This is a genomic window from Hydrogenophaga sp., from assembly GCF_030158645.1.
GTDB lineage: Bacteria > Pseudomonadota > Gammaproteobacteria > Burkholderiales > Burkholderiaceae_C > Hydrogenophaga.
Genome location: NZ_JAOASO010000026.1, coordinates 26,774 through 44,328, shown reverse-complemented (window position 1 = coordinate 44,328; position 17,555 = coordinate 26,774). Strand labels below are relative to the sequence as shown.

Sequence of the window (17,555 nt, the reverse complement as noted above, 5' to 3'; positions counted from 1 at the left end):
GCGGGGTCCGCGACAAAACATTTCATGCAGTTATTTGGAGAGCAATCTCATCGTGTCTTCCAGTCCCTTCAAGGTCAGCGGGAACATGCGCTGGCTCATGAGTTGCTGGATCACGCTGATGCTCTGTCGATACTGCCACACGCCCTGAGGTTCCGGGTTGATCCACGCGTACTTGGGAAAAGCGTGCGTGAGGCGCTGCAGCCACTCGGCGCCGGCCTCCTCGTTGTTGTATTCCACGCTGCCGCCGGGTTGCAAGATTTCGTAAGGACTCATGGTGGCATCGCCCACGAAGATGAGTTTGTAGTCCTTGTTGTACTTGCGGATGATGTCCCAGGTGGGGAACTTCTCGGCGTAGCGGCGGCGGTTGTTCTTCCACATGAAGTCGTAGACGCAGTTGTGGAAGTAATAAAAGTCCAGGTGCTTGAACTCGCCCTTGACCGCCGAGAACAGCTCCTCCACCCGCTGGATGTGCTCGTCCATGGTGCCGCCCACGTCCATGAGCAGCAGCACCTTCACGTTGTTGTGCCGCTCCGGGATCATCTTGATGTCGAGGTAGCCGGCGTTGGCCGCCGTGGCTCGGATGGTGTCGGGCAGGTCCAGCTCGAATTCGTTGCCCTCGCGCGCGAACTTGCGCAGGCGGCGCAGCGCCACCTTGATGTTGCGCGTGCCGAGCTCCTGCGTGTCGTCGTAGTCGCGGTAGGCGCGCTGCTCCCACACCTTCACGCCGCTCTTGTTGCCGCCCTTGCCGCCGATGCGCACGCCTTGCGGGTTCTGCCCGCTGTTGCCGAACGGCGAGGTGCCGCCGGTGCCGATCCACTTGCTGCCGCCTTCGTGGCGTTCCTTCTGCTCTTCCAGCCGCTTCTTCAGCGTCTCCATGAGCTCGTCCCAGTCCATCTTGGGCGCGTTGGCCTTCTGCTCGTCGGACAGGATGCGTTCCAACTCCTGGCGCAACCAGTCGGCCGGGATGGGCTTGGTGAAGTCCGCGATCATTTCCACGCCCTTGAAGTAGGCGGCAAACGCGCGGTCGAACTTGTCGTAGTGCTTCTCGTCCTTCACCAGCGCCGTGCGCGCCAGGAAGTAGAAGTCGTCCATGCTGCAGGCGTCGGGGTTGCGCGGCCCGACCACGTCGGCCTGCAACGCCTCCAGCAGCATCAGGTATTCCTTGACGGACACCGGCAGTTTGGCCGAGCGCAGGGTGTAGAAGAAGTCGATCAGCATGGTGATCTCCCGTTGTCAGGCGTGAAGGCCACGCAGGTACAGCAGCTGGGCTTTCGCCTCCGGCCACTCGCCCGAGCGCATGCTGTACATGACCGTGTCGCGGATGGTCCCGTCGCGTCGCAGGGCGTGGCCGCGGATCACGCCGTCTTTTTTTGCGCCGAGCCGCTCGATGGCTTTTTGCGACGCGAAGTTGTAGTTGTCGGTGCGCCAGCCCACCACGTGGCAGCCCAGGGCGTCGAAGGCGTGCCCCATCATGAGCAGCTTGCAGGTGGTGTTGACATGGCTGCGCTGCACGCTTTTCGCGTACCAGGTGTAGCCGATCTCCACGCGTTTCACCGCCGGCAGGATGTCGTGGAAGCTGGTGCTGCCGAGCACTTTTCCCGTGGCTTCCTCTGTCACGGCAAAGGCAAAGCGGTGGCCTTCGTCGAGCATCTTCAGCGCCGTCTCGATGTAGCCGCGTGTCTCGTGCGGTTCGGGCACCGAGGTGATGCGCAGCTTCCAGAGTTCGCCATCGGCCGCAGCGGCGCGCAAGCCGTCTTCGTGGTCCAGCGAGAGCGGGACCAGGGCCATGCCGTTGTTGCGGAGGGTGACGGGTTCAACGAATGACATGTCAAAGCCGTTCAACGGTTCCTTTGGTTCATGAACACCAGCTTTTCAAACAAGGTCGTGTCCTGCTCGTTTTTCAGCAGCGCACCCACCAGTGGCGGGATGCTGACCTTGCTGTCAGCGCTTTGCAGCGCTTCGAGCGGGATGTCTTCGGCCATCAGCAGCTTGAGCCAGTCGAGCAGTTCGGAGGTGCTGGGCTTTTTCTTCAGGCCGGGCAGGTTGCGCACGTCGTAGAAGGTTTTCATGGCCGCGGCCAGCAGCTCTTTCTTGAGGCTCGGGAAGTGCACGTCCACGATGCGCTGCATGGTCTCCGCTTCGGGGAACTTGATGTAGTGGAAGAAGCAGCGGCGCAAAAACGCGTCGGGCAGCTCCTTCTCGTTGTTGGAGGTGATGAACACCAGCGGGCGGTGTTTGGCGCGCACCAGCTCGCGCGTCTCATAGCAATAGAACTCCATGCGGTCGAGTTCGCGCAGCAGGTCGTTCGGGAATTCGATGTCGGCCTTGTCGATCTCGTCGATCAGCAGCACCACCGGCGCGTCGGCGGTGAACGCCTTCCACAGCACGCCCTGCACGATGTAGTTGCGGATGTCGCGCACCTTGGCGCCGCCGTCGATGTCGGCCAGCTGGCTGTCGCGCAGCCGGCTCACCGCGTCGTATTCGTACAGGCCCTGCTGCGCCTTGGTGGTGCTCTTGATGTGCCACTGCAGCAGCGGCAGTTTGAGCGCCGTGGACACCTCTTCGGCCAGCATGGTCTTGCCGGTGCCGGGCTCGCCTTTGACCAGCAGCGGGCGTTTGAGTGTGATCGCGGCGTTGACGGCCAGCATCAGGTCCTGCGTGGCGACGTAGTTCTCGGAGCCTTGGAATTTCATGGGTTGTTCTGCTGGAAGGGTTGAACGGGTGGCGAAATCCTGGGTGATCCGGCCCCCAGGCTGCTGGCAGCCGCCTGACAGGACCCGCACCGGCGGGGGTTTTGAGGCGAGGGGTGCCTTGACCGGTCTATATAATCAGCGGTTGATTTTCCCCCGCTGATTCATTCATTGTGCTTGCAAAATGACCTCACTGTTCTCCACGATCACCCGCACCCTTGTCGCCGCTGCGACGCTTTCCGCAGCCGCTTTTTCGGTTCACGCCCAGGGTGCCACGGGTGACGTGGCGGCCGGTCAGAAGAAGGCCGAGATGTGCATCGGCTGCCACGGCATCCCGGGTTACCAGAACAGCTTCCCTGAAATCCACAAGGTGCCCATGATTTCGGGCCAGTCGGGTGCCTACATCGTGTCGGCGCTCAACGCCTACAAAAAGGGCGACCGCAAGCACCCCACCATGCGCGGCATTGCGGGTTCGCTGACCGAGCAGGACATGGCCGACCTGGCCGCTTACTACGCCTCGCACGCCGACAAGACCGCACCCGACACCCCCCGCACCGCCAGCACGACGGCCGCCGCGCTGATCGAAAAAGGCGCCTGCGCTTCGTGCCACGGCGCCAACTTCAGCAAGCCGATCGACCCCAGCTACCCCAAGCTGGCCGGCCAGCACGCCGACTACCTCTTCTTCGCGCTCAAGGCCTACACGGTCGAAGGCAACGCGGTGGTGGGCCGTTCCAACGGCATCATGGCCGGCATCGCCAAGCAGTATTCCACCGCCGAAATGCGCGAGATCGCCAAGTACCTGGGCTCGCTGGAAGGCGAAATGAAGGTGGTGGCGCAGCCCCGCTTCAAGTAAGCGCCGACTGCCCCGCAAAAAAGCCGCTCACCGAGCGGCTTTTTTGTTTCAGTCCTGGGTCGCCCGTCGGCGCACCTGGTCGATGTAAGCCTGACCATCAGGCGGCCTTCCGGCGCGCTGGCTTTCCCAGAGCATGGTGCCCAGGCATTCCATCACCTCGTGGTGGGCGCTGTGCAGGTCGTCGCGTCTGGCGGTGAGCAGCTCCACCGCCTGGCGGATGCCGGGGGGCTGGTCGATGCTGCACTGCTCGCTGATCGACAGGTGCATGGACAGGTGCAGGAACGGGTTGTCGCGGTCAGTGCCCGGCTGACCCATGCGCTCCAGTGCCGCGTCCACATCGCTCAGCTCGGCGTGGTACTCGGGGTGCTCGGCGATCCACTGGCTGGCCAGCGACTCGATGGCTTCCATGGGCTGCTGCTGCAGCGTCTTGGCGTGCACCGCGCAGAAGAAGCGGCGCACATCGGCTTGGGTCGGATTGAACATGGGAGCGATTGTCCCGCAGCGCGCGTGTCAGAGCCGCCAGGCGGGCAGTTGCCAGTTGCGCCACAGGGCCAGACCGCGCAGCCCGGCCGTGACACCCACGCACCCCAGCAGCGCCAGCCAGCCCGGCGCCTGCAGCTGCCACAGGCCCACATAGACCCAGCTGCCGGCAAACGCACACACCGCGTAGGGCCGGTGGTCGTGGAAGGCGGTGGGGATCTCGTTGCACACCACGTCGCGCAGCACGCCGCCGAACACGCCGGTGGTCAGGCCCATGAGCACCGCCACCAGCGCCGGCATGTCCAGCAGCAGCGCCTGGTGCACGCCGGTGGCGGCAAACAGGCCGAGGCCCAGCGCGTCGGGCCACTGCATGGCGCGTTCGGTGATCGGGAAATGGCGCGAGCGCAGGAACAGCATGGCCAGCACGCACAGCGCGAACACGCCCCACAGCAGCTCCACGTGGCGCACCCAGAAGAAAGGGCGTTGGTCCAGCAGCAGGTCTCGCAGCGTGCCGCCGCCAAACGCTGCCAGAAAGCCCACCACGCACACGCCCACCGCGTCGAGCTGCTTGCGCGCGCCCGCCATCACGCCTGAGAGCGCAAAGGCGGCTGTGGCGCTGATCTCGACCAGCAGGCGCAGGCCTTCGCCCCAGAGCGCCACGTTGTTCAAGGCCGGGTTCATGCGCTGCCCTTCAACGCCAGCAGGGCGGAGATCTGGCGGGTGGCGTCCAGCAGCGGGGGCAGCAGCGTGTCTTGCACCACGCGGGCGCTGGTGCGGTTGGCCTGGCCGCTCAGGTTGAGCGCGGCCACGGTGCGGCCGCTGGCGTCCACCAGCGGTGCGGCCAGCGAAATCAGGCCTTCTTCCAGTTCCTGGTTCACCAGACACCAGCCCTGCTTGCGCGCCTGTTGGACGCGGGTGAGCACGGCGGCCGGGTCGGTGAGGGTGTGGCGGGTGAGCGGCTTGAGGTCGGACACCTTGAGGCGTTCGAGCACTTCGTCGTCGCTCAGGCCCGCCAGCAGCATGCGGCCCAGGGAGGTGCAGTGGGCCGGGAGGCGCGAGCCGATGCCCAGCGAGTTCTTCATGATCTTGTGGGTGGGCACGCGCATCACATAGACGATGTCGGTGCCGTCGAGCACCGCGGCCGAGCTCGATTCCTTGACCGATTCGACCAGCGCCTCGACCACCGGCTCGGCCAGGTTCCAGATCGGCATCGACGAAAGGTAGGCAAAGCCCAGATCGAGGATGCGCGCGGTGAGGCGGAAGTCGCGGCCGTCGCTCTCCACATAGCCCAGCGTCTGCAGCGTGAGCAGGATGCGGCGCGCGCCGGCGCGTGTGAGGCCGCTGCGCGCGGCCACTTCGCTCAGCGTCTGGCGCGGCGCCTGGGCGCTGAAGCTGCGGATGACCTCGAGCCCGCGCGCGAACGATTGCACGTAGCTGTCGCCGGGGCGGGGTGGGGTGGTGGTTGAAGACATGGGTCGTTTCGACGAATGCCTGTTTATAATTCAATCTGCGAACATTTGTTCTTCAGGCGAACAAAATTTCAGAACAAGGCCAAGCAGCCGAACAGGAGACAGCGTGATCAACAAGATTTCCCCGTCGATCGCCGACGCACTTTCGGTGGTGCGCGACGGGCACACCGTGCTCATCGGCGGCTTCGGCACCTCGGGCATTCCCGCCGAGCTGATCGACGGCCTGATCGAACACGGCGCGCGCGAGCTCACCGTGGTGAACAACAACGCCGGCAACGGCGACACGGGTCTCGCCGCGCTGCTGGCCGCCGGGCGGGTGCGCAAGATCATCTGCAGCTTCCCGCGCCAGGCCGACAGCCACGTCTTCGACGGCCTTTACCGTGCCGGCCAGATCGAACTGGAACTCGTGCCCCAGGGCAACCTGGCCGAGCGGCTGCGCGCCGCCGGTGCCGGCATCGGCGGCTTCTTCACGCCCACCGGCTACGGCACCGCGCTGGCCGAGGGCAAGGAAACGCGCGAGATCAACGGCCGCCATTACGTGTTCGAGTCGCCGCTGGCCGGCGACGTAGCGCTCATCAAGGCCGAGCGCGGCGACCGCTGGGGCAACCTCACTTACCGCAAGGCCGCGCGCAATTTCGGACCGGTGATGGCCATGGCCGCGCGCCACACCATCGCCACCGTGCACCAAATCGTTGAACTCGGTGCGCTCGACCCCGAGACCATCGTCACGCCCGGCATCCACGTGGGAAAGATCGTTTGCATCGACCGCGTGGCCACGCAGGCCGGCGGCTTCAAAGGGTCTGTATGATTTACCAGAAACGCAGCAAGGCCGAACTCGCGCAGCGCGTGGCGCGCGACATCCACGACGGCGCCTATGTGAACTTGGGCATCGGCATGCCCACGCAGGTGGCGAACCACCTGGCCCCGGGCATCGAGGTGGTGTTGCACAGCGAAAACGGCATCCTGGGCATGGGCCCGGCACCGGCCGCAGGGGCTGAAGACTACGACCTCATCAACGCCGGCAAACAGCCGGTGACGCTCCTCCCCGGCGGCTCTTACTTTCACCACGCCGACAGCTTCGGCATGATGCGCGGCGGCCACCTGGACATCTGTGTGCTCGGCGCGTTCCAGGTCTCGGCCACCGGTGATCTGGCGAACTGGAGCACCGGCGAGCCCGGCGCCATTCCCGCCGTGGGCGGCGCGATGGACCTGGCCGTGGGCGCCAAGCAGACCTGGGTGATGATGGATCTGCTCGACAAACAAGGCCGCAGCAAGGTGGTGCAAGCCTGCACCTACCCGCTCACCGGTGTCGCCTGCGTGAAACGCATTTACACCGATCTCGCCACACTCGCCTGCACGCCGCAGGGCCTGCAGCTCATCGACAAGGTCGATGGCCTGGCGCACGCCGAACTCGAACGCCTGGTGGGCCTGCCCATCGCCGCCTGACCCCACAACACCGGAGACCTTCATGACCCAAGCCTTCATCTGCGACGCCATCCGCACCCCCATCGGCCGCTACGGCGGCGCGCTCTCCAGCGTGCGCACCGACGACCTCGGCGCCATCCCCCTGCGTGCGCTGATGCAGCGCAACCCGGGCGTGGACTGGGCCAGCATCACCGACGTGATCTTCGGCTGCGCCAACCAGGCCGGCGAAGACAACCGCAACGTGGCCCACATGGCCAGCCTGCTGGCCGGCCTGCCGATGGAAGTGCCCGGTGCCACCCTCAACCGCCTGTGCGGTTCGGGCCTCGATGCCCTGGGCACCGCGGCACGCGCCATCCGTGCGGGCGAGGCCAGCCTCATGATCGCCGGCGGCGTGGAAAGCATGAGCCGCGCACCGTTTGTGATGCCCAAAGCCGAGAGTGCCTTCGGGCGCAACAACGCTGTGTACGACACCACCATCGGCTGGCGTTTCGTCAACAAGCTGATGAAGGAAAAGTACGGCGTGGACTCCATGCCCGAGACGGCCGAGAACGTGGCGACCGAGTTCAAGATCGAGCGCGAGGCGCAGGACCGCATGGCCCTGGCCAGCCAGACCAAGGCCGTGGCCGCGCAGAAGGCCGGGCACCTGGCGCGTGAAATCGTGGCGGTCACCATCCCCCAGAAAAAGGGCGATGCGATCGTGGTGGAGCACGACGAACACCCGCGTGCCACCACCCTGGAGTCGCTCGCCAAGCTCAAGGGCGTGGTGCGGCCCGACGGCAGCGTGACCGCCGGCAACGCCAGCGGCGTGAACGACGGCGCCTGCGCCTTGCTGCTGGCCGATGAAGCGAGTGCCAAGAAAAACGGTCTGACGCCGCGCGCCCGCGTGGTCGGCATGGCCACGGTGGGTGTGGCGCCGCGCATCATGGGCATCGGCCCCGCACCGGCGACGCAGAAGGTGCTGGCGCTCACCGGCCTGTCGCTGGCGCAGATGGACGTGATCGAACTCAACGAAGCCTTTGCCGCGCAAGGCCTGGCCGTGCTGCGCATGCTGGGCCTGCCCGACGACGACGAGCGGGTGAACGCCTGGGGCGGCGCCATTGCGCTGGGCCACCCGCTGGGCGCCAGCGGCGCGCGCCTGGCCACCACGGCGGTGAACCGCCTGCACGCCACGGGTGGGCGCTACGCCTTGTGCACCATGTGCATCGGCGTGGGGCAGGGCATTGCGCTGGTGATCGAACGCGTCTGAACGGCCCGTTTTCCGGCGTGTGCGCGTTGCGTGCCACTGGCCATCCGGAGGCACCGGCCGATCATCCAACCCACTCAACGAGCCCGCCATCAGATGCGGGCTCTTCTTTTGTCTGAACCTCGTGGCCCTGTCCCTCATCACCGATCCGTATTTCTATGCCGTGTCGATTCCCGCCGTGCTGTTGCTCGGCGTGAGCAAGAGTGGATTCGGCGCCGGCTTCGGCTCGCTGGCCGTGCCCATGATGGCGCTGGCGGTCACCGTGCCGCAGGCTGCGGCCATCCTCATGCCGGTGCTGCTGCTCATGGATTTGCTGGGCATGGCCGCGTTTCGCAAGAACGTGGACCGGCGCCTGCTGATGTTCCTCTTGCCCTTCGGGCTGGCGGGCATCGTCATCGGCGCGTTGCTCTTCAAACTGCTGGATGCGCGCGTGGTGGCCGGCATCGTGGGGGTCTTCACGCTGCTCTTTCTGGCGCAGCGCCTGGTGTTCCCGCCCCAACCCGACAGCCCACCGCCGCCCAAATGGGTCGGCGGTCTGCTCAGTGTGACCTCGGGTTTCACCAGCTTCATTGCGCACGCCGGCGGGCCGCCGATCAATGCCTACGTGATCCCGCTGCGCCTGTCGCCCCTGCTGTTCACCGGCACGATGGCCTTTTTCTTCTTCTTCATCAACCTGGCCAAGTGGATTCCCTATGCCTGGCTGGGCCTGCTCGATGTGCGCAACATGACGACGTCGCTGGCTTTGCTCCCGTTCGCGCCCATCGGCGTGTGGGTGGGCGTTCGCATCGCGCACCGCATCAAACCGCTGCTTTTTTACCGCATGGTTTATGCCGGCATGTTCCTCACCGGCTGCAAACTCGTCTGGGACGCGCTGGCATAACATAGGCGCTCGCCGTGCCAGCCCCGCGCCACGCCCCCGCCGTGCGGGCCGTTTCCCAGCCAAGGAGCTCCTGATGCCGATCGTGGTGGTTGCCAATCCCAAAGGAGGCGTGGGCAAATCCACGCTGTCGACCAACGTGGCCGGCTACTTTGCCCGCCAGGGCCACCCGGTGATGCTGGGCGACGTGGACCGCCAGCAATCCTCGGCCCTGTGGCTGAAACTGCGTCCCCCGGCCGCACGGCCGATCCAGACCTGGCAGGTTTCCCACGACCTGATCGCCCGACCACCCAAGGAAACCACGCACGTGGTGCTCGACACGCCCGCCGGCCTGCACGGCTGGCGCTTCAAGGACGTGCTGAAAATCGCCGACAAGGTGCTGGTGCCGCTGCAACCCAGCATCTTCGACATCTACGCCACGCGCGCATTTCTCGACGAACTGGCCGAGACACGCCGCGCCGACAAATTGCAGATCGGCATCGTCGGCATGCGGGTCGACCCGCGCACCATCTCCGCCGACAAGCTCAACGAGTTTGTGGCCAGCCTGGGCCTGCCGGTGCTGGGGACGCTGCGCGACACGCAGAACTACATCCACCTCGCGGCTCGCGGACTCACGCTGTTCGATGTGGCGCCCGGCCGGGTCGAGAAAGACCTGCAGCAGTGGCAGGCCATCTGCCGGTGGCTCGACGCCTGAGGCGCCCACGCTGTCCCGGTGCCGACATCTCCCGGCGCCGGTCGGCCGTACAGTGGCCGGCATGAAAACATTCGAATCCTTGGCCGATGTGGCCGCCTGCGTTGGCCAGGAAGTGGCCGTGAGCGACTGGGTCACCATCACCCAGGAGCAGGTCAACCGCTTTGCCGAAGCCACGGGGGACCACCAGTGGATCCATGTGGACGTGGAGCGTGCCAAGGCCGGCCCGTTCGGTGCGCCGATCGCGCACGGTTTCCTCACGCTGTCCCTGTTGCCGGTGTTTTTTGAATCGGCGCTGGACATCAAGGGCTCCAGCATGGGCGTGAACTACGGCCTGAACCGTGTGCGATTCACCTCGCCCGTGCCCGTGGGCAGTCGGGTGCGCGCGCGCCTGACGCTGCAGGCCTGCGAAGCCATCGAACACGGTGGTCAGCAGATGACCTGGGGCGTGGTGGTGGAGCGCGAGGGCGCGGACAAACCGGTGTGCTTCGCCGAATCGCTGGTCCGGCGCTATCCCTGACGGTCGGACTTACTTGATGCGCACGAGCTGCTTGGGCTCGAGCCAACCTTCAAAAGCCTGGATCAGCGCGTTGATGCGCTCGGCAGCCACGGATTGGTTGTGCTGTTGCGAAATGACTTGAAACGCGTCGTTCCTCAGCAGCCACAGCTCTTGCGGTGTGCGCGCCGATTCAATTTTCTTGCGCAACCGCAAGGCCTGCAGGTCCAGGCAATCTTCAATGCAGCGCAGCAAGGGACGGCGGATGACCGCGAGGTCCTTGAGCGTGGCTTTGTGGGTGCCGCGCTTGCGGGAGGTGAGGTGAGCGCCCAGCCAACGGGCCATGGCGGTGATCACGAAGCGCTCCGGGCGCGCTGCGCAGCCGGCACCCTGGGTCGGGTCGGGCTGGTTGCGGGGGCGGTGCGCATGATCATGCGAAATTATCGGACGGGCCAGGGCCGGGGTGAACGACGCCTTTGGCCCAGCGCGTGACCTGCGTCACGAAAGCGCGCCCGCAAATGCCTGCTGGCGCCAGGCCTCGAACACCGTCACCGCCACCGCATTGGACAGGTTCAGGCTGCGTTGGCCCGCCATCATGGGCAGGCGCAGGCGCTGAGGGGTGGGGATGGATTCCCGCAGCGCTTCGGGCAGGCCGCTGGTCTCGGAGCCGAACACCAGCCAGTCGCCGGGTTGAAACGTGTTGCTGAAAGCGCTGTGGCTGCCCCGTGTGGTGAAGGCGAACAAGCGCGTGGGATCGGGTTGTTCGGTTTGCAGGAAGGCGGCCCAGTCGGCATGGCGGCACAGCGAGGCGTACTCGTGGTAATCGAGCCCGGCGCGCTTCATGTGCTTGTCGTCCATCGAAAAACCCAGCGGTTCAATCAGGTGCAAGCTGCAGCCCGTGTTGGCACTCAGGCGGATCACGTTGCCCGTGTTGGGCGGGATCTCGGGGTGGACAAGAACGATGTTGAACATGGCCGCCGAGCTTAGCGGTTCGGCGGCGTGCGTGCGAACACCAGTGCGCTGACCCGAGCGGCACCCGCTTGCTGCAGGGCCTGCGCGGCGGTGTGCAGCGTGGCGCCGGTGGTGGTCACGTCGTCCACCAGCAGCACGTGTCGGCCGTCGAGCTGCCGCGCGTGGTGGGGATGGGCGGCGAACACGCCACGCAGGTTGCGCAGGCGCGCCTCGCGACCCAGGCTGTGCTGGTCGGGCGTTTCGCCCAGGCGCACGAGCGCGGTGGCCAGCGAATCGAAGGGCCATGCGGGTTGGCCTCCCCGGCACAGCCCACGCAGCGCCTTCACCAGCTCCCAGGCCTGGTTGTAGCCCCGCTCACCCAGCCGGGCGGCCGTGAGCGGGATGGGCACCACCAGCGGTCGGGTGTGCAGCATCGCGACGGTGTGCGGCGCGTTCAGCATCAGCTGTGCGAAGGGCCGCGCCCATCCTGGCTCGGAGCGGAACTTGAAGCGCGCGATCAGGGTGTCCCAAGGGTAGGCGTACTCCACGGCCGCCACGCATTGCTGCACCGCCGGTGAGTCGGGGCGGGTCAGGCACGCGCCGCAGAGGCCCCGGTCGTCCGGCATCGCAACGGCGCAAACCCCGCAGCGAGGCCGGGGTGTGGCGAACCGCTGGATGCAGTCCTCGCACACCGGTTGCGCTGGCCACGCGGCGCAGACCTGGCAGGTGCCAGGCAAGGCTTTCCCCATGGCGTGTCGGGCGGCGAGCATCGGACCAATATACTGGCGCGCTCCGACCGATACCCCATGGGTCGAGCGCCCGAATCCTTCGCTTGAACACTCACGTCGACGCTGAACATCCCGTACCCGGCATGGACCTGGTCGCTGCGCAACGCTGGCTGCAACGCGCCGCGTCCACCAGCCCCTGGTTGCACGAAGAGGTGGGCTCGCGCATGGCCGATCGGCTCCCCTGGTTCCGCGACCCCCCCACGAGCTGGCTGCACTGGGAGCCGGTGCAGGGCGGACTTGAGGTGCATCGAAAGCTGCGTCACATGCTGCCCGCAGCCTCGTGCCACGTGAGCGCGCGTCGGATCAGTGAGGCGCTGTCGGCCACCCGCGAGGCCCCGCAGCGGTCCTGGAATCCTCTGCAATGGGGAAAGGCAAGCGGCCCGACGGCCTCGACAAACGACACCCGGGTTCGCATGCTGTGGGCCAACATGGCGTTGCACATGGAGCCGAAACCGCAGACCTTGCTGGCGCAATGGCACCGGCAGATCGACACCGATGGCTTCCTCATGTTTTCCTGCCTGGGCCCCGACACGCTGAAAGAGCTCCGCGCGGTGTACGCGGACGAAGGCTGGCCGTTGCCCTCGCACGCGTTCACCGACATGCACGATTGGGGCGACATGCTGGTGCACGCCGGTTTTGCCGAGCCGGTGATGGACATGGAGCGCATGACCCTGACCTTCAGCGGCGCAGCACCCCTGCTGGCCGAGTTGAGGGCTCTGGGCCACAACCTGAGCGACCAGCGTTTCGGCGCCTGCCGCTCGCGCCACTGGCACGCCAGGCTGTGCGCCGCCATCGAGTCCAGAATGCCCCGATCGGCGGATGGACGCATCGGCCTGACCTTCGAAATCATTTACGGCCATGCCTTCAAGCCGGTGCCGCGGGTGCCGGTGGCATCGAGCACATCGCTTGCGGTGGAGGACATGCGGGCCATGTTGCGATCCGGTCGGCGCTGACACCGGGATGACACCTTTTCCCACTCGGGAGTGACGCCTTTGTCAGGGGAGACACGGTTTCACGCCGCTACAATCGACGTTGGCCAGATTTTCAAGGGCATTTTCCCTTTGCCAGTGCGCCATCTTTCGGGATGGTCGCGACCAGTACCGGTGGTGGATGGTGAGCCAGGCAAACAACGCATTCCGATTCGCGACGCTGTCTGAACAAGGCATCGAGTGGACCCTGAAGCGCAACTGCTCGGTCACCCCGGCTCAATTGGGCTACCTCTACGCTTCCCTGTGCCTCCTTTCAATGGGGGTGGCGGGGTTTTTCTGGTTGCAAGGTGCCACCCTGGTGTTGCCTTTCGCTGTGCTTGAGCTGATGGCGGTGGGGACGGCTTTTCTCGTGTACGCCCGCCACGCGACCGACAACGAGCGCATCTGTTTGTTGGGCGGTCGGCTGGTGGTGGAACGTGAGACGGCCGGCAGACTGTCGCGGTGCGAATTCGCCCGCGAATGGGTTCGGGTGGAGCCCAGGCAGGATGCCGGTCAGTTGATCGAGGTGCGCGGCGGTGGCCAGTCGGTGCAGGTAGGCCGCTTTGTGCGGTCGGACCTGCGACCGGTGCTGGCACGGGAGATTCGCCTGGCGCTGCGAGGGGCATGAGCGATGCCTGAAGCGTGGTCGGGTTGGTTTGACGGGTGTCTGTGGCTCTGAAAATTTGTTCTAATCGGCATTGATATAAATCAATACTTATATTTGAGGCGGAAAAAGTGAGTACGACGAAGAAAACGGTGCATTCCCCACGGAACCCATGGGCCAGGCTTTGTGCCGCTGCCACCACGCTGACACTGGGCCTCGGTGCCTGGACCACGGTCGCAGCACAAAAGGTCAACGACCTTCCGGGTGGTCCAGCCGTCAATCAGCTCAACTTTGCACCGCCTGTCACCCGCATTGCCGAAGAGCAGCACTGGCTGCACTGGTTCATGATGGCCTTGTGCGCCGTCATCTTCCTGATCGTCTTCGGCGTGATGTTCTATTCCATCCTGAAGCACCGCAAGTCGGTGGGTCACAAGTCCCAGGCGCTGGCAGAACCCATCTGGGTCGAGTTGGGCTGGACCATTGTTCCCCTGCTCATCGTCATCGGCATGGCGCTGCCCGCCACCAAGGTGCTGGTGGCCCAGAAAGACACCACCAACAGCGACCTGACCATCAAGGCCACGGGCATGCAGTGGAAGTGGGGCTATGACTACATCAAGGGCGAAGGCGAGGGCATCGGCTTCCTCTCCACGCTGGACAACAACCACCGCGTGATGTCCAACAGCGGCAAGCCCGACGCCACCGACGACTACCTGCTCAAGGTGGACAACCCGCTGGTGGTGCCGGTGGGCAAGAAGGTGCGCATCATCACCACCGCCAACGATGTCATTCACGCTTGGATGGTGCCCGCTTTCGGCGTCAAGCAGGACGCCATCCCCGGCTTCGTGCGCGACACCTGGTTCCGTGCCGAGAAAACCGGTGATTTCTACGGCCAGTGCGCCGAGTTGTGCGGCAAGGAGCACGCCTACATGCCCATCCACGTGAAAGTGGTGACGGCCGAGGAATACAGCGCCTGGGTGGGCGAGAAGCAGAAGGCCATGGCCGCCGCGGCCGATGACCCATCCAAGGTCTGGGTGCTGGCCGATCTGGTCAAGCGCGGCGAGTCCGTGTACGCCGCCAACTGCGTCGCCTGCCACCAGGCCAGCGGCAAGGGAGCTGGCCCCATCAAGCCGCTGGACGGCTCGGCCCTGGTGGTCGATGCCGATAAAGCCAAGTTCATCAACGTGTTGCTCAACGGTCAGAACAACGGTGCCATGCCCGCCTGGAAACAGCTCAGCGACACCGAGTTGGCTGCGGTCATGACCTACGCCAAGAACACCTGGTCGAACCAGACCCAGCAGATCGTGCAGCCGGCCGAAGTGCAAGCCGCCCGCAAGTGATCGCGTTGAACAAACATTGAGCTTCCAAGGAAACCGACCATGAGTGCTGTTCTCGACCACCACGACGCCCACGGCCACGACCACGACCACCACGCCCCCACGGGCTGGCGCCGCTGGGTCTTCGCGACCAACCACAAGGACATCGGCACGCTGTACCTGCTGTTCTCGTTCACCATGCTCATGGTGGGCGGTGTGCTGGCCCTGCTGATCCGCGCCGAGCTGTTCCAGCCCGGGCTGCAACTGGTGAACCCCGGGCTGTTCAATCAGCTGACCACCATGCACGGCCTGATCATGGTGTTCGGCGCCATCATGCCGGCCTTCGTGGGCTTCGCGAACTGGATGATCCCGCTGCAGATCGGCGCGTCCGACATGGCCTTTGCCCGCATGAACAACTTCAGCTTCTGGCTGATGATTCCTGCCGCACTGATGTTGGTGTCGTCGTTCTTCATGCCCGGTGGCGCCCCCGCCGCCGGCTGGACACTGTACGCACCGCTGACCCTGCAGATGGGTCCCTCGATGGACGCCGGCATCTTTGCCATGCACATCCTGGGCGCATCGTCGATCATGGGTTCGATCAACATCATCGTGACCATCCTGAACATGCGCGCGCCCGGCATGACGCTGATGAAGATGCCCATGTTCTGCTGGACCTGGCTCATCACCGCCTACCTGCTGATCGCCGTGATGCCCGTGCTGGCCGGTGCCATCACCATGACGCTGACCGATCGCCATTTCGGCACCAGTTTCTTCAACCCCGCCGGTGGCGGCGACCCGGTGATGTACCAGCACATCTTCTGGTTCTTCGGCCACCCCGAGGTCTACATCATGATCTTGCCGGCCTTCGGCATCGTGAGCCAGGTCGTGCCCGCGTTCTCCCGCAAGAAGCTGTTCGGCTACGCCTCCATGGTGTACGCCACCGGCTCCATCGCCATCCTGTCCTTCGTCGTGTGGGCGCACCACATGTTCACCACCGGCATGCCGGTGACGGGCCAGCTGTTCTTCATGTACTCGACCATGCTGATCGCCGTGCCGACGGGCGTGAAGATCTTCAACTGGATCGCGACCATGTGGAAGGGTTCGATGACCTTCGAGACCCCGATGCTGTGGGCCGTGGGCTTCATCTTCGTGTTCACCATCGGCGGCTTCACCGGTCTGATCCTGTCCGTGGCGCCGATCGACATCCAGATGCAGGACACCTACTACGTGGTGGCCCACTTCCACTACGTGCTGGTGGCCGGTTCTCTGTTCGCCATGTTCTCCGGCATCTACTACTGGCTGCCCAAGTGGACCGGTGTGATGTACAGCGAAACGCGCGGCAAGATCCACTTCTGGTGGTCGATGATCTCGTTCAACATCACCTTCTTCCCGATGCACTTCCTCGGTCTGGCCGGCATGCCGCGCCGCTATGCCGACTATCCGATGCAGTTCGCCGACTTCAACGCCATCGCCTCGGTGGGCGCGTTCGGTTTCGGTATCGCACAGGTGTATTTCTTCGTGGCCGTGATCCTGCCCGCCATGGCCGGCAAGGGTGAGAAAGCCTCGCAGAAGCCTTGGGAAGGTGCCGAAGGTCTGGAGTGGGAGGTGCCATCGCCGGCTCCGTTCCACACCTTCGAGAACCCGCCCAAGCTCGACGCCACCGCCACCAAGGTGATTGGCTGATCCGACGATGGTTCGCAACATGACACCCGATCAGAAGAAGCACAACCGCCGACTGGCTTTGATTTTGGGCTCCGTGGCGCTCGTGTTCTTCCTCGGGTTCATGGGCAAGATGGTGTTCCTGGGCGGCTGACGCCCGGGCACACACAACACAGGAGCGGATCGTGGGACTGCGCAGCGAAAACTTCAAGATGGTGGGCAAGCTCGGCGTGATCACGCTGGGCATGTTCGCCTTCGGCTACGCACTGGTGCCGATCTACAACGCGATCTGCGAAGCAACCGGGATCAACATCCTCTCGCTGTCGGACCGACAGATCCCCGGTGCCACGTCCAAGGCGGCGGCCAACACGCAGGTGGACACCAGCCGAACCATCACGGTCGAATTCGACGTGAACAGCCGCGGGCCCTGGCATTTCAAGCCCGCCGTCCGATCCGTTCAGGTGCATCCGGGTGAGCTGACCACGGTGATGTACGAGTTCCAGAACATCCAGAACCGCACCATGGCCGCCCAGGCCATTCCGAGCTACGCGCCCAAACAGGCCATGGCGCACTTCAACAAGCTGGAGTGTTTCTGCTTCACGCAGTACACCTTGCAGGCGGGTGAGAAGAAGGAATGGCCCGTGGCCTTCGTGATCGATCCCCGTCTGCCCAAAGACGTGACCACGATCACTTTGTCTTACACCTTCTTTGAGGTGGGCGGCAAGGTACCGGCAGCGCCCGCCGACGTGGCTTTCGAGCCGGCCATCACCATGAAGCCGGCCGGTGCCGTATGAACGAGCCGCTGTACAAGCGCAAGGGGTCCTTCGTCGGGACGGTCAAAGCCGTGCTGTGGGGATTTCTGGGTGTGCGCCGCAACGCCGACTACCAGGCCGACATTGCCAAGCTCAACCCGTTGCACCTGATCGCAGTGGGCGTTGGTATGGCCTTTCTGTTCGTGGTGATCCTGATCCTGTTGGTGAACTGGGTGGCGGGCTGAAGCCGCCGTTCACTTTGAGCCTTTTTTCATTATTCAAACAAGCGACAACAT

The 17,555-nt window shown here is 64.8% G+C and carries 23 protein-coding genes; 14 read left to right on the top strand and 9 right to left on the bottom strand.

All coding sequences use genetic code 11. From position 1 onward, the window contains the following. Positions 1 to 30 precede the first annotated feature (30 nt). From Q1W68_RS02715 to Q1W68_RS02705, 3 genes are read right to left on the bottom strand one after another with little or no spacing between them, the layout of a single operon-like run. Complete coding sequence (locus Q1W68_RS02715) at positions 31 to 1,218, bottom strand: VWA domain-containing protein (RefSeq protein ID WP_300715534.1); 1,188 nt, start codon at positions 1,216 to 1,218, stop codon at positions 31 to 33. 15 nt (positions 1,219 to 1,233) lie between these two features. After that, on the bottom strand, positions 1,234 to 1,827 hold the full coding sequence (locus Q1W68_RS02710) for a GNAT family protein (RefSeq protein WP_300715533.1): 594 nt from the start codon (positions 1,825 to 1,827) through the stop codon (positions 1,234 to 1,236). A gap of 11 nt (positions 1,828 to 1,838) precedes the next feature. Further along, the gene (locus tag Q1W68_RS02705) at positions 1,839 to 2,693 is read right to left on the bottom strand and encodes a MoxR family ATPase (RefSeq protein ID WP_300715532.1); all 855 of its coding nucleotides are present in this window, start codon (positions 2,691 to 2,693) and stop codon (positions 1,839 to 1,841) included. Between the two features lie 181 nt (positions 2,694 to 2,874). Between Q1W68_RS02705 and Q1W68_RS02700 the strand changes: the two genes are divergently transcribed. Continuing rightward, positions 2,875 to 3,543 carry a c-type cytochrome gene (locus tag Q1W68_RS02700; protein WP_300659974.1) on the top strand — a complete coding sequence of 223 codons (669 nt, stop codon included), beginning with the start codon at positions 2,875 to 2,877 and terminating at the stop codon, positions 3,541 to 3,543. Between the two features lie 48 nt (positions 3,544 to 3,591). On the opposite strand, the gene Q1W68_RS02695 is transcribed toward Q1W68_RS02700, so the two are convergent. Genes Q1W68_RS02695 through Q1W68_RS02685 form a run of 3 tightly spaced genes read right to left on the bottom strand, consistent with a single transcriptional unit; the run spans position 3,592 to position 5,495 of the window. Further along, entirely contained in the window at positions 3,592 to 4,026 is a 435-nt protein-coding gene (locus tag Q1W68_RS02695; RefSeq protein WP_300715531.1) for a DUF1841 family protein, read from the bottom strand. Positions 4,027 to 4,053: 27 nt separating this feature from the next. Further along, positions 4,054 to 4,704: a trimeric intracellular cation channel family protein gene (locus Q1W68_RS02690; RefSeq protein ID WP_300654028.1), complete on the bottom strand. Its 651-nt coding sequence runs from the start codon at positions 4,702 to 4,704 to the stop codon at positions 4,054 to 4,056. Beyond that, the gene (locus Q1W68_RS02685) at positions 4,701 to 5,495 is read right to left on the bottom strand and encodes an IclR family transcriptional regulator C-terminal domain-containing protein (protein ID WP_300654031.1); all 795 of its coding nucleotides are present in this window, start codon (positions 5,493 to 5,495) and stop codon (positions 4,701 to 4,703) included. Before Q1W68_RS02685 ends, Q1W68_RS02690 begins: the two co-directional genes overlap by 4 nt. A 103-nt stretch (positions 5,496 to 5,598) precedes the next feature. Here Q1W68_RS02685 and Q1W68_RS02680 point away from each other — a divergent pair, with 103 nt between their 5' ends. The 6 genes from Q1W68_RS02680 to Q1W68_RS02655 all read left to right on the top strand — a co-directional run bounded on the left by Q1W68_RS02680 (position 5,599) and on the right by Q1W68_RS02655 (position 10,248). Next, positions 5,599 to 6,300, top strand: a complete 702-nt coding sequence (locus Q1W68_RS02680; RefSeq protein WP_300654033.1) for a 3-oxoacid CoA-transferase subunit A — start codon at positions 5,599 to 5,601, stop codon at positions 6,298 to 6,300. Then, on the top strand, positions 6,297 to 6,938 hold the full coding sequence (locus tag Q1W68_RS02675; protein WP_300715529.1) for a 3-oxoacid CoA-transferase subunit B: 642 nt from the start codon (positions 6,297 to 6,299) through the stop codon (positions 6,936 to 6,938). Before Q1W68_RS02680 ends, Q1W68_RS02675 begins: the two co-directional genes overlap by 4 nt. Before the next feature lie 22 nt (positions 6,939 to 6,960). Beyond that, the gene (pcaF, locus tag Q1W68_RS02670; RefSeq protein WP_300654038.1) at positions 6,961 to 8,163 is read left to right on the top strand and encodes a 3-oxoadipyl-CoA thiolase; all 1,203 of its coding nucleotides are present in this window, start codon (positions 6,961 to 6,963) and stop codon (positions 8,161 to 8,163) included. A 121-nt stretch (positions 8,164 to 8,284) separates the two neighbouring features. Continuing rightward, on the top strand, positions 8,285 to 9,040 hold the full coding sequence (locus Q1W68_RS02665) for a sulfite exporter TauE/SafE family protein (RefSeq protein ID WP_300654040.1): 756 nt from the start codon (positions 8,285 to 8,287) through the stop codon (positions 9,038 to 9,040). A gap of 73 nt (positions 9,041 to 9,113) precedes the next feature. After that, positions 9,114 to 9,731: a ParA family protein gene (locus tag Q1W68_RS02660; RefSeq protein WP_300715528.1), complete on the top strand. Its 618-nt coding sequence runs from the start codon at positions 9,114 to 9,116 to the stop codon at positions 9,729 to 9,731. 61 nt (positions 9,732 to 9,792) lie between these two features. Then, positions 9,793 to 10,248 (top strand): MaoC family dehydratase, encoded by a 456-nt coding sequence (locus tag Q1W68_RS02655; protein WP_300715527.1) that lies wholly within the window; start codon positions 9,793 to 9,795, stop codon positions 10,246 to 10,248. Positions 10,249 to 10,257: 9 nt separating this feature from the next. Here Q1W68_RS02655 and Q1W68_RS02650 read toward each other — a convergent pair whose 3' ends face one another. The 3 genes from Q1W68_RS02650 to Q1W68_RS02640 all read right to left on the bottom strand — a co-directional run bounded on the left by Q1W68_RS02650 (position 10,258) and on the right by Q1W68_RS02640 (position 11,945). Next, positions 10,258 to 10,581 carry a hypothetical protein gene (locus Q1W68_RS02650; protein WP_300654045.1) on the bottom strand — a complete coding sequence of 108 codons (324 nt, stop codon included), beginning with the start codon at positions 10,579 to 10,581 and terminating at the stop codon, positions 10,258 to 10,260. A 141-nt stretch (positions 10,582 to 10,722) separates the two neighbouring features. Next, positions 10,723 to 11,196, bottom strand: a complete 474-nt coding sequence (gene trmL / locus Q1W68_RS02645; protein ID WP_300654048.1) for a tRNA (uridine(34)/cytosine(34)/5-carboxymethylaminomethyluridine(34)-2'-O)-methyltransferase TrmL — start codon at positions 11,194 to 11,196, stop codon at positions 10,723 to 10,725. A gap of 11 nt (positions 11,197 to 11,207) precedes the next feature. Then, positions 11,208 to 11,945 carry a phosphoribosyltransferase family protein gene (locus Q1W68_RS02640; protein ID WP_300659957.1) on the bottom strand — a complete coding sequence of 246 codons (738 nt, stop codon included), beginning with the start codon at positions 11,943 to 11,945 and terminating at the stop codon, positions 11,208 to 11,210. Positions 11,946 to 12,007: 62 nt separating this feature from the next. Between Q1W68_RS02640 and Q1W68_RS02635 the strand changes: the two genes are divergently transcribed. The 7 genes from Q1W68_RS02635 (at position 12,008) to Q1W68_RS02605 (ending at position 17,504) form a co-directional block, all read left to right on the top strand. Next, the gene (locus tag Q1W68_RS02635) at positions 12,008 to 12,916 is read left to right on the top strand and encodes a biotin synthase (RefSeq protein WP_300654053.1); all 909 of its coding nucleotides are present in this window, start codon (positions 12,008 to 12,010) and stop codon (positions 12,914 to 12,916) included. Positions 12,917 to 13,073: 157 nt separating this feature from the next. Next, positions 13,074 to 13,559, top strand: coding sequence for a DUF2244 domain-containing protein (locus Q1W68_RS02630; RefSeq protein WP_300654056.1), 486 nt, complete (start codon positions 13,074 to 13,076; stop codon positions 13,557 to 13,559). A 179-nt stretch (positions 13,560 to 13,738) separates the two neighbouring features. After that, positions 13,739 to 14,872 (top strand): cytochrome c oxidase subunit II, encoded by a 1,134-nt coding sequence (coxB, locus tag Q1W68_RS02625; RefSeq protein WP_300715542.1) that lies wholly within the window; start codon positions 13,739 to 13,741, stop codon positions 14,870 to 14,872. 39 nt (positions 14,873 to 14,911) lie between these two features. Then, on the top strand, positions 14,912 to 16,531 hold the full coding sequence (ctaD, locus tag Q1W68_RS02620; protein ID WP_300659955.1) for a cytochrome c oxidase subunit I: 1,620 nt from the start codon (positions 14,912 to 14,914) through the stop codon (positions 16,529 to 16,531). A 19-nt stretch (positions 16,532 to 16,550) separates the two neighbouring features. Next, positions 16,551 to 16,661 (top strand): cytochrome oxidase small assembly protein, encoded by a 111-nt coding sequence (locus Q1W68_RS02615; RefSeq protein WP_300654061.1) that lies wholly within the window; start codon positions 16,551 to 16,553, stop codon positions 16,659 to 16,661. Between the two features lie 31 nt (positions 16,662 to 16,692). After that, positions 16,693 to 17,301, top strand: coding sequence for a cytochrome c oxidase assembly protein (locus Q1W68_RS02610; RefSeq protein WP_300654064.1), 609 nt, complete (start codon positions 16,693 to 16,695; stop codon positions 17,299 to 17,301). Beyond that, complete coding sequence (locus Q1W68_RS02605) at positions 17,298 to 17,504, top strand: DUF2970 domain-containing protein (RefSeq protein WP_300654067.1); 207 nt, start codon at positions 17,298 to 17,300, stop codon at positions 17,502 to 17,504. The genes Q1W68_RS02610 and Q1W68_RS02605 overlap by 4 nt, the downstream gene beginning before the upstream one ends. Positions 17,505 to 17,555 lie beyond the last annotated feature (51 nt).

Coding starts and splice junctions, on each gene's coding strand:
- Q1W68_RS02715 (WP_300715534.1), bottom strand. CDS start 1,218: ATGCTGATCGACTTCTTCTACACCCTGCGCTCGGCCAAACTGCCGGTG.
- Q1W68_RS02710 (WP_300715533.1), bottom strand. CDS start 1,827: ATGTCATTCGTTGAACCCGTCACCCTCCGCAACAACGGCATGGCCCTG.
- Q1W68_RS02705 (WP_300715532.1), bottom strand. CDS start 2,693: ATGAAATTCCAAGGCTCCGAGAACTACGTCGCCACGCAGGACCTGATG.
- Q1W68_RS02700 (WP_300659974.1), top strand. CDS start 2,875: ATGACCTCACTGTTCTCCACGATCACCCGCACCCTTGTCGCCGCTGCG.
- Q1W68_RS02695 (WP_300715531.1), bottom strand. CDS start 4,026: ATGTTCAATCCGACCCAAGCCGATGTGCGCCGCTTCTTCTGCGCGGTG.
- Q1W68_RS02690 (WP_300654028.1), bottom strand. CDS start 4,704: ATGAACCCGGCCTTGAACAACGTGGCGCTCTGGGGCGAAGGCCTGCGC.
- Q1W68_RS02685 (WP_300654031.1), bottom strand. CDS start 5,495: ATGTCTTCAACCACCACCCCACCCCGCCCCGGCGACAGCTACGTGCAA.
- Q1W68_RS02675 (WP_300715529.1), top strand. CDS start 6,297: ATGATTTACCAGAAACGCAGCAAGGCCGAACTCGCGCAGCGCGTGGCG.
- pcaF (WP_300654038.1), top strand. CDS start 6,961: ATGACCCAAGCCTTCATCTGCGACGCCATCCGCACCCCCATCGGCCGC.
- Q1W68_RS02660 (WP_300715528.1), top strand. CDS start 9,114: ATGCCGATCGTGGTGGTTGCCAATCCCAAAGGAGGCGTGGGCAAATCC.
- Q1W68_RS02655 (WP_300715527.1), top strand. CDS start 9,793: ATGAAAACATTCGAATCCTTGGCCGATGTGGCCGCCTGCGTTGGCCAG.
- trmL (WP_300654048.1), bottom strand. CDS start 11,196: ATGTTCAACATCGTTCTTGTCCACCCCGAGATCCCGCCCAACACGGGC.
- Q1W68_RS02640 (WP_300659957.1), bottom strand. CDS start 11,945: ATGCTCGCCGCCCGACACGCCATGGGGAAAGCCTTGCCTGGCACCTGC.
- Q1W68_RS02630 (WP_300654056.1), top strand. CDS start 13,074: ATGGTGAGCCAGGCAAACAACGCATTCCGATTCGCGACGCTGTCTGAA.
- ctaD (WP_300659955.1), top strand. CDS start 14,912: ATGAGTGCTGTTCTCGACCACCACGACGCCCACGGCCACGACCACGAC.
- Q1W68_RS02615 (WP_300654061.1), top strand. CDS start 16,551: ATGACACCCGATCAGAAGAAGCACAACCGCCGACTGGCTTTGATTTTG.
- Q1W68_RS02605 (WP_300654067.1), top strand. CDS start 17,298: ATGAACGAGCCGCTGTACAAGCGCAAGGGGTCCTTCGTCGGGACGGTC.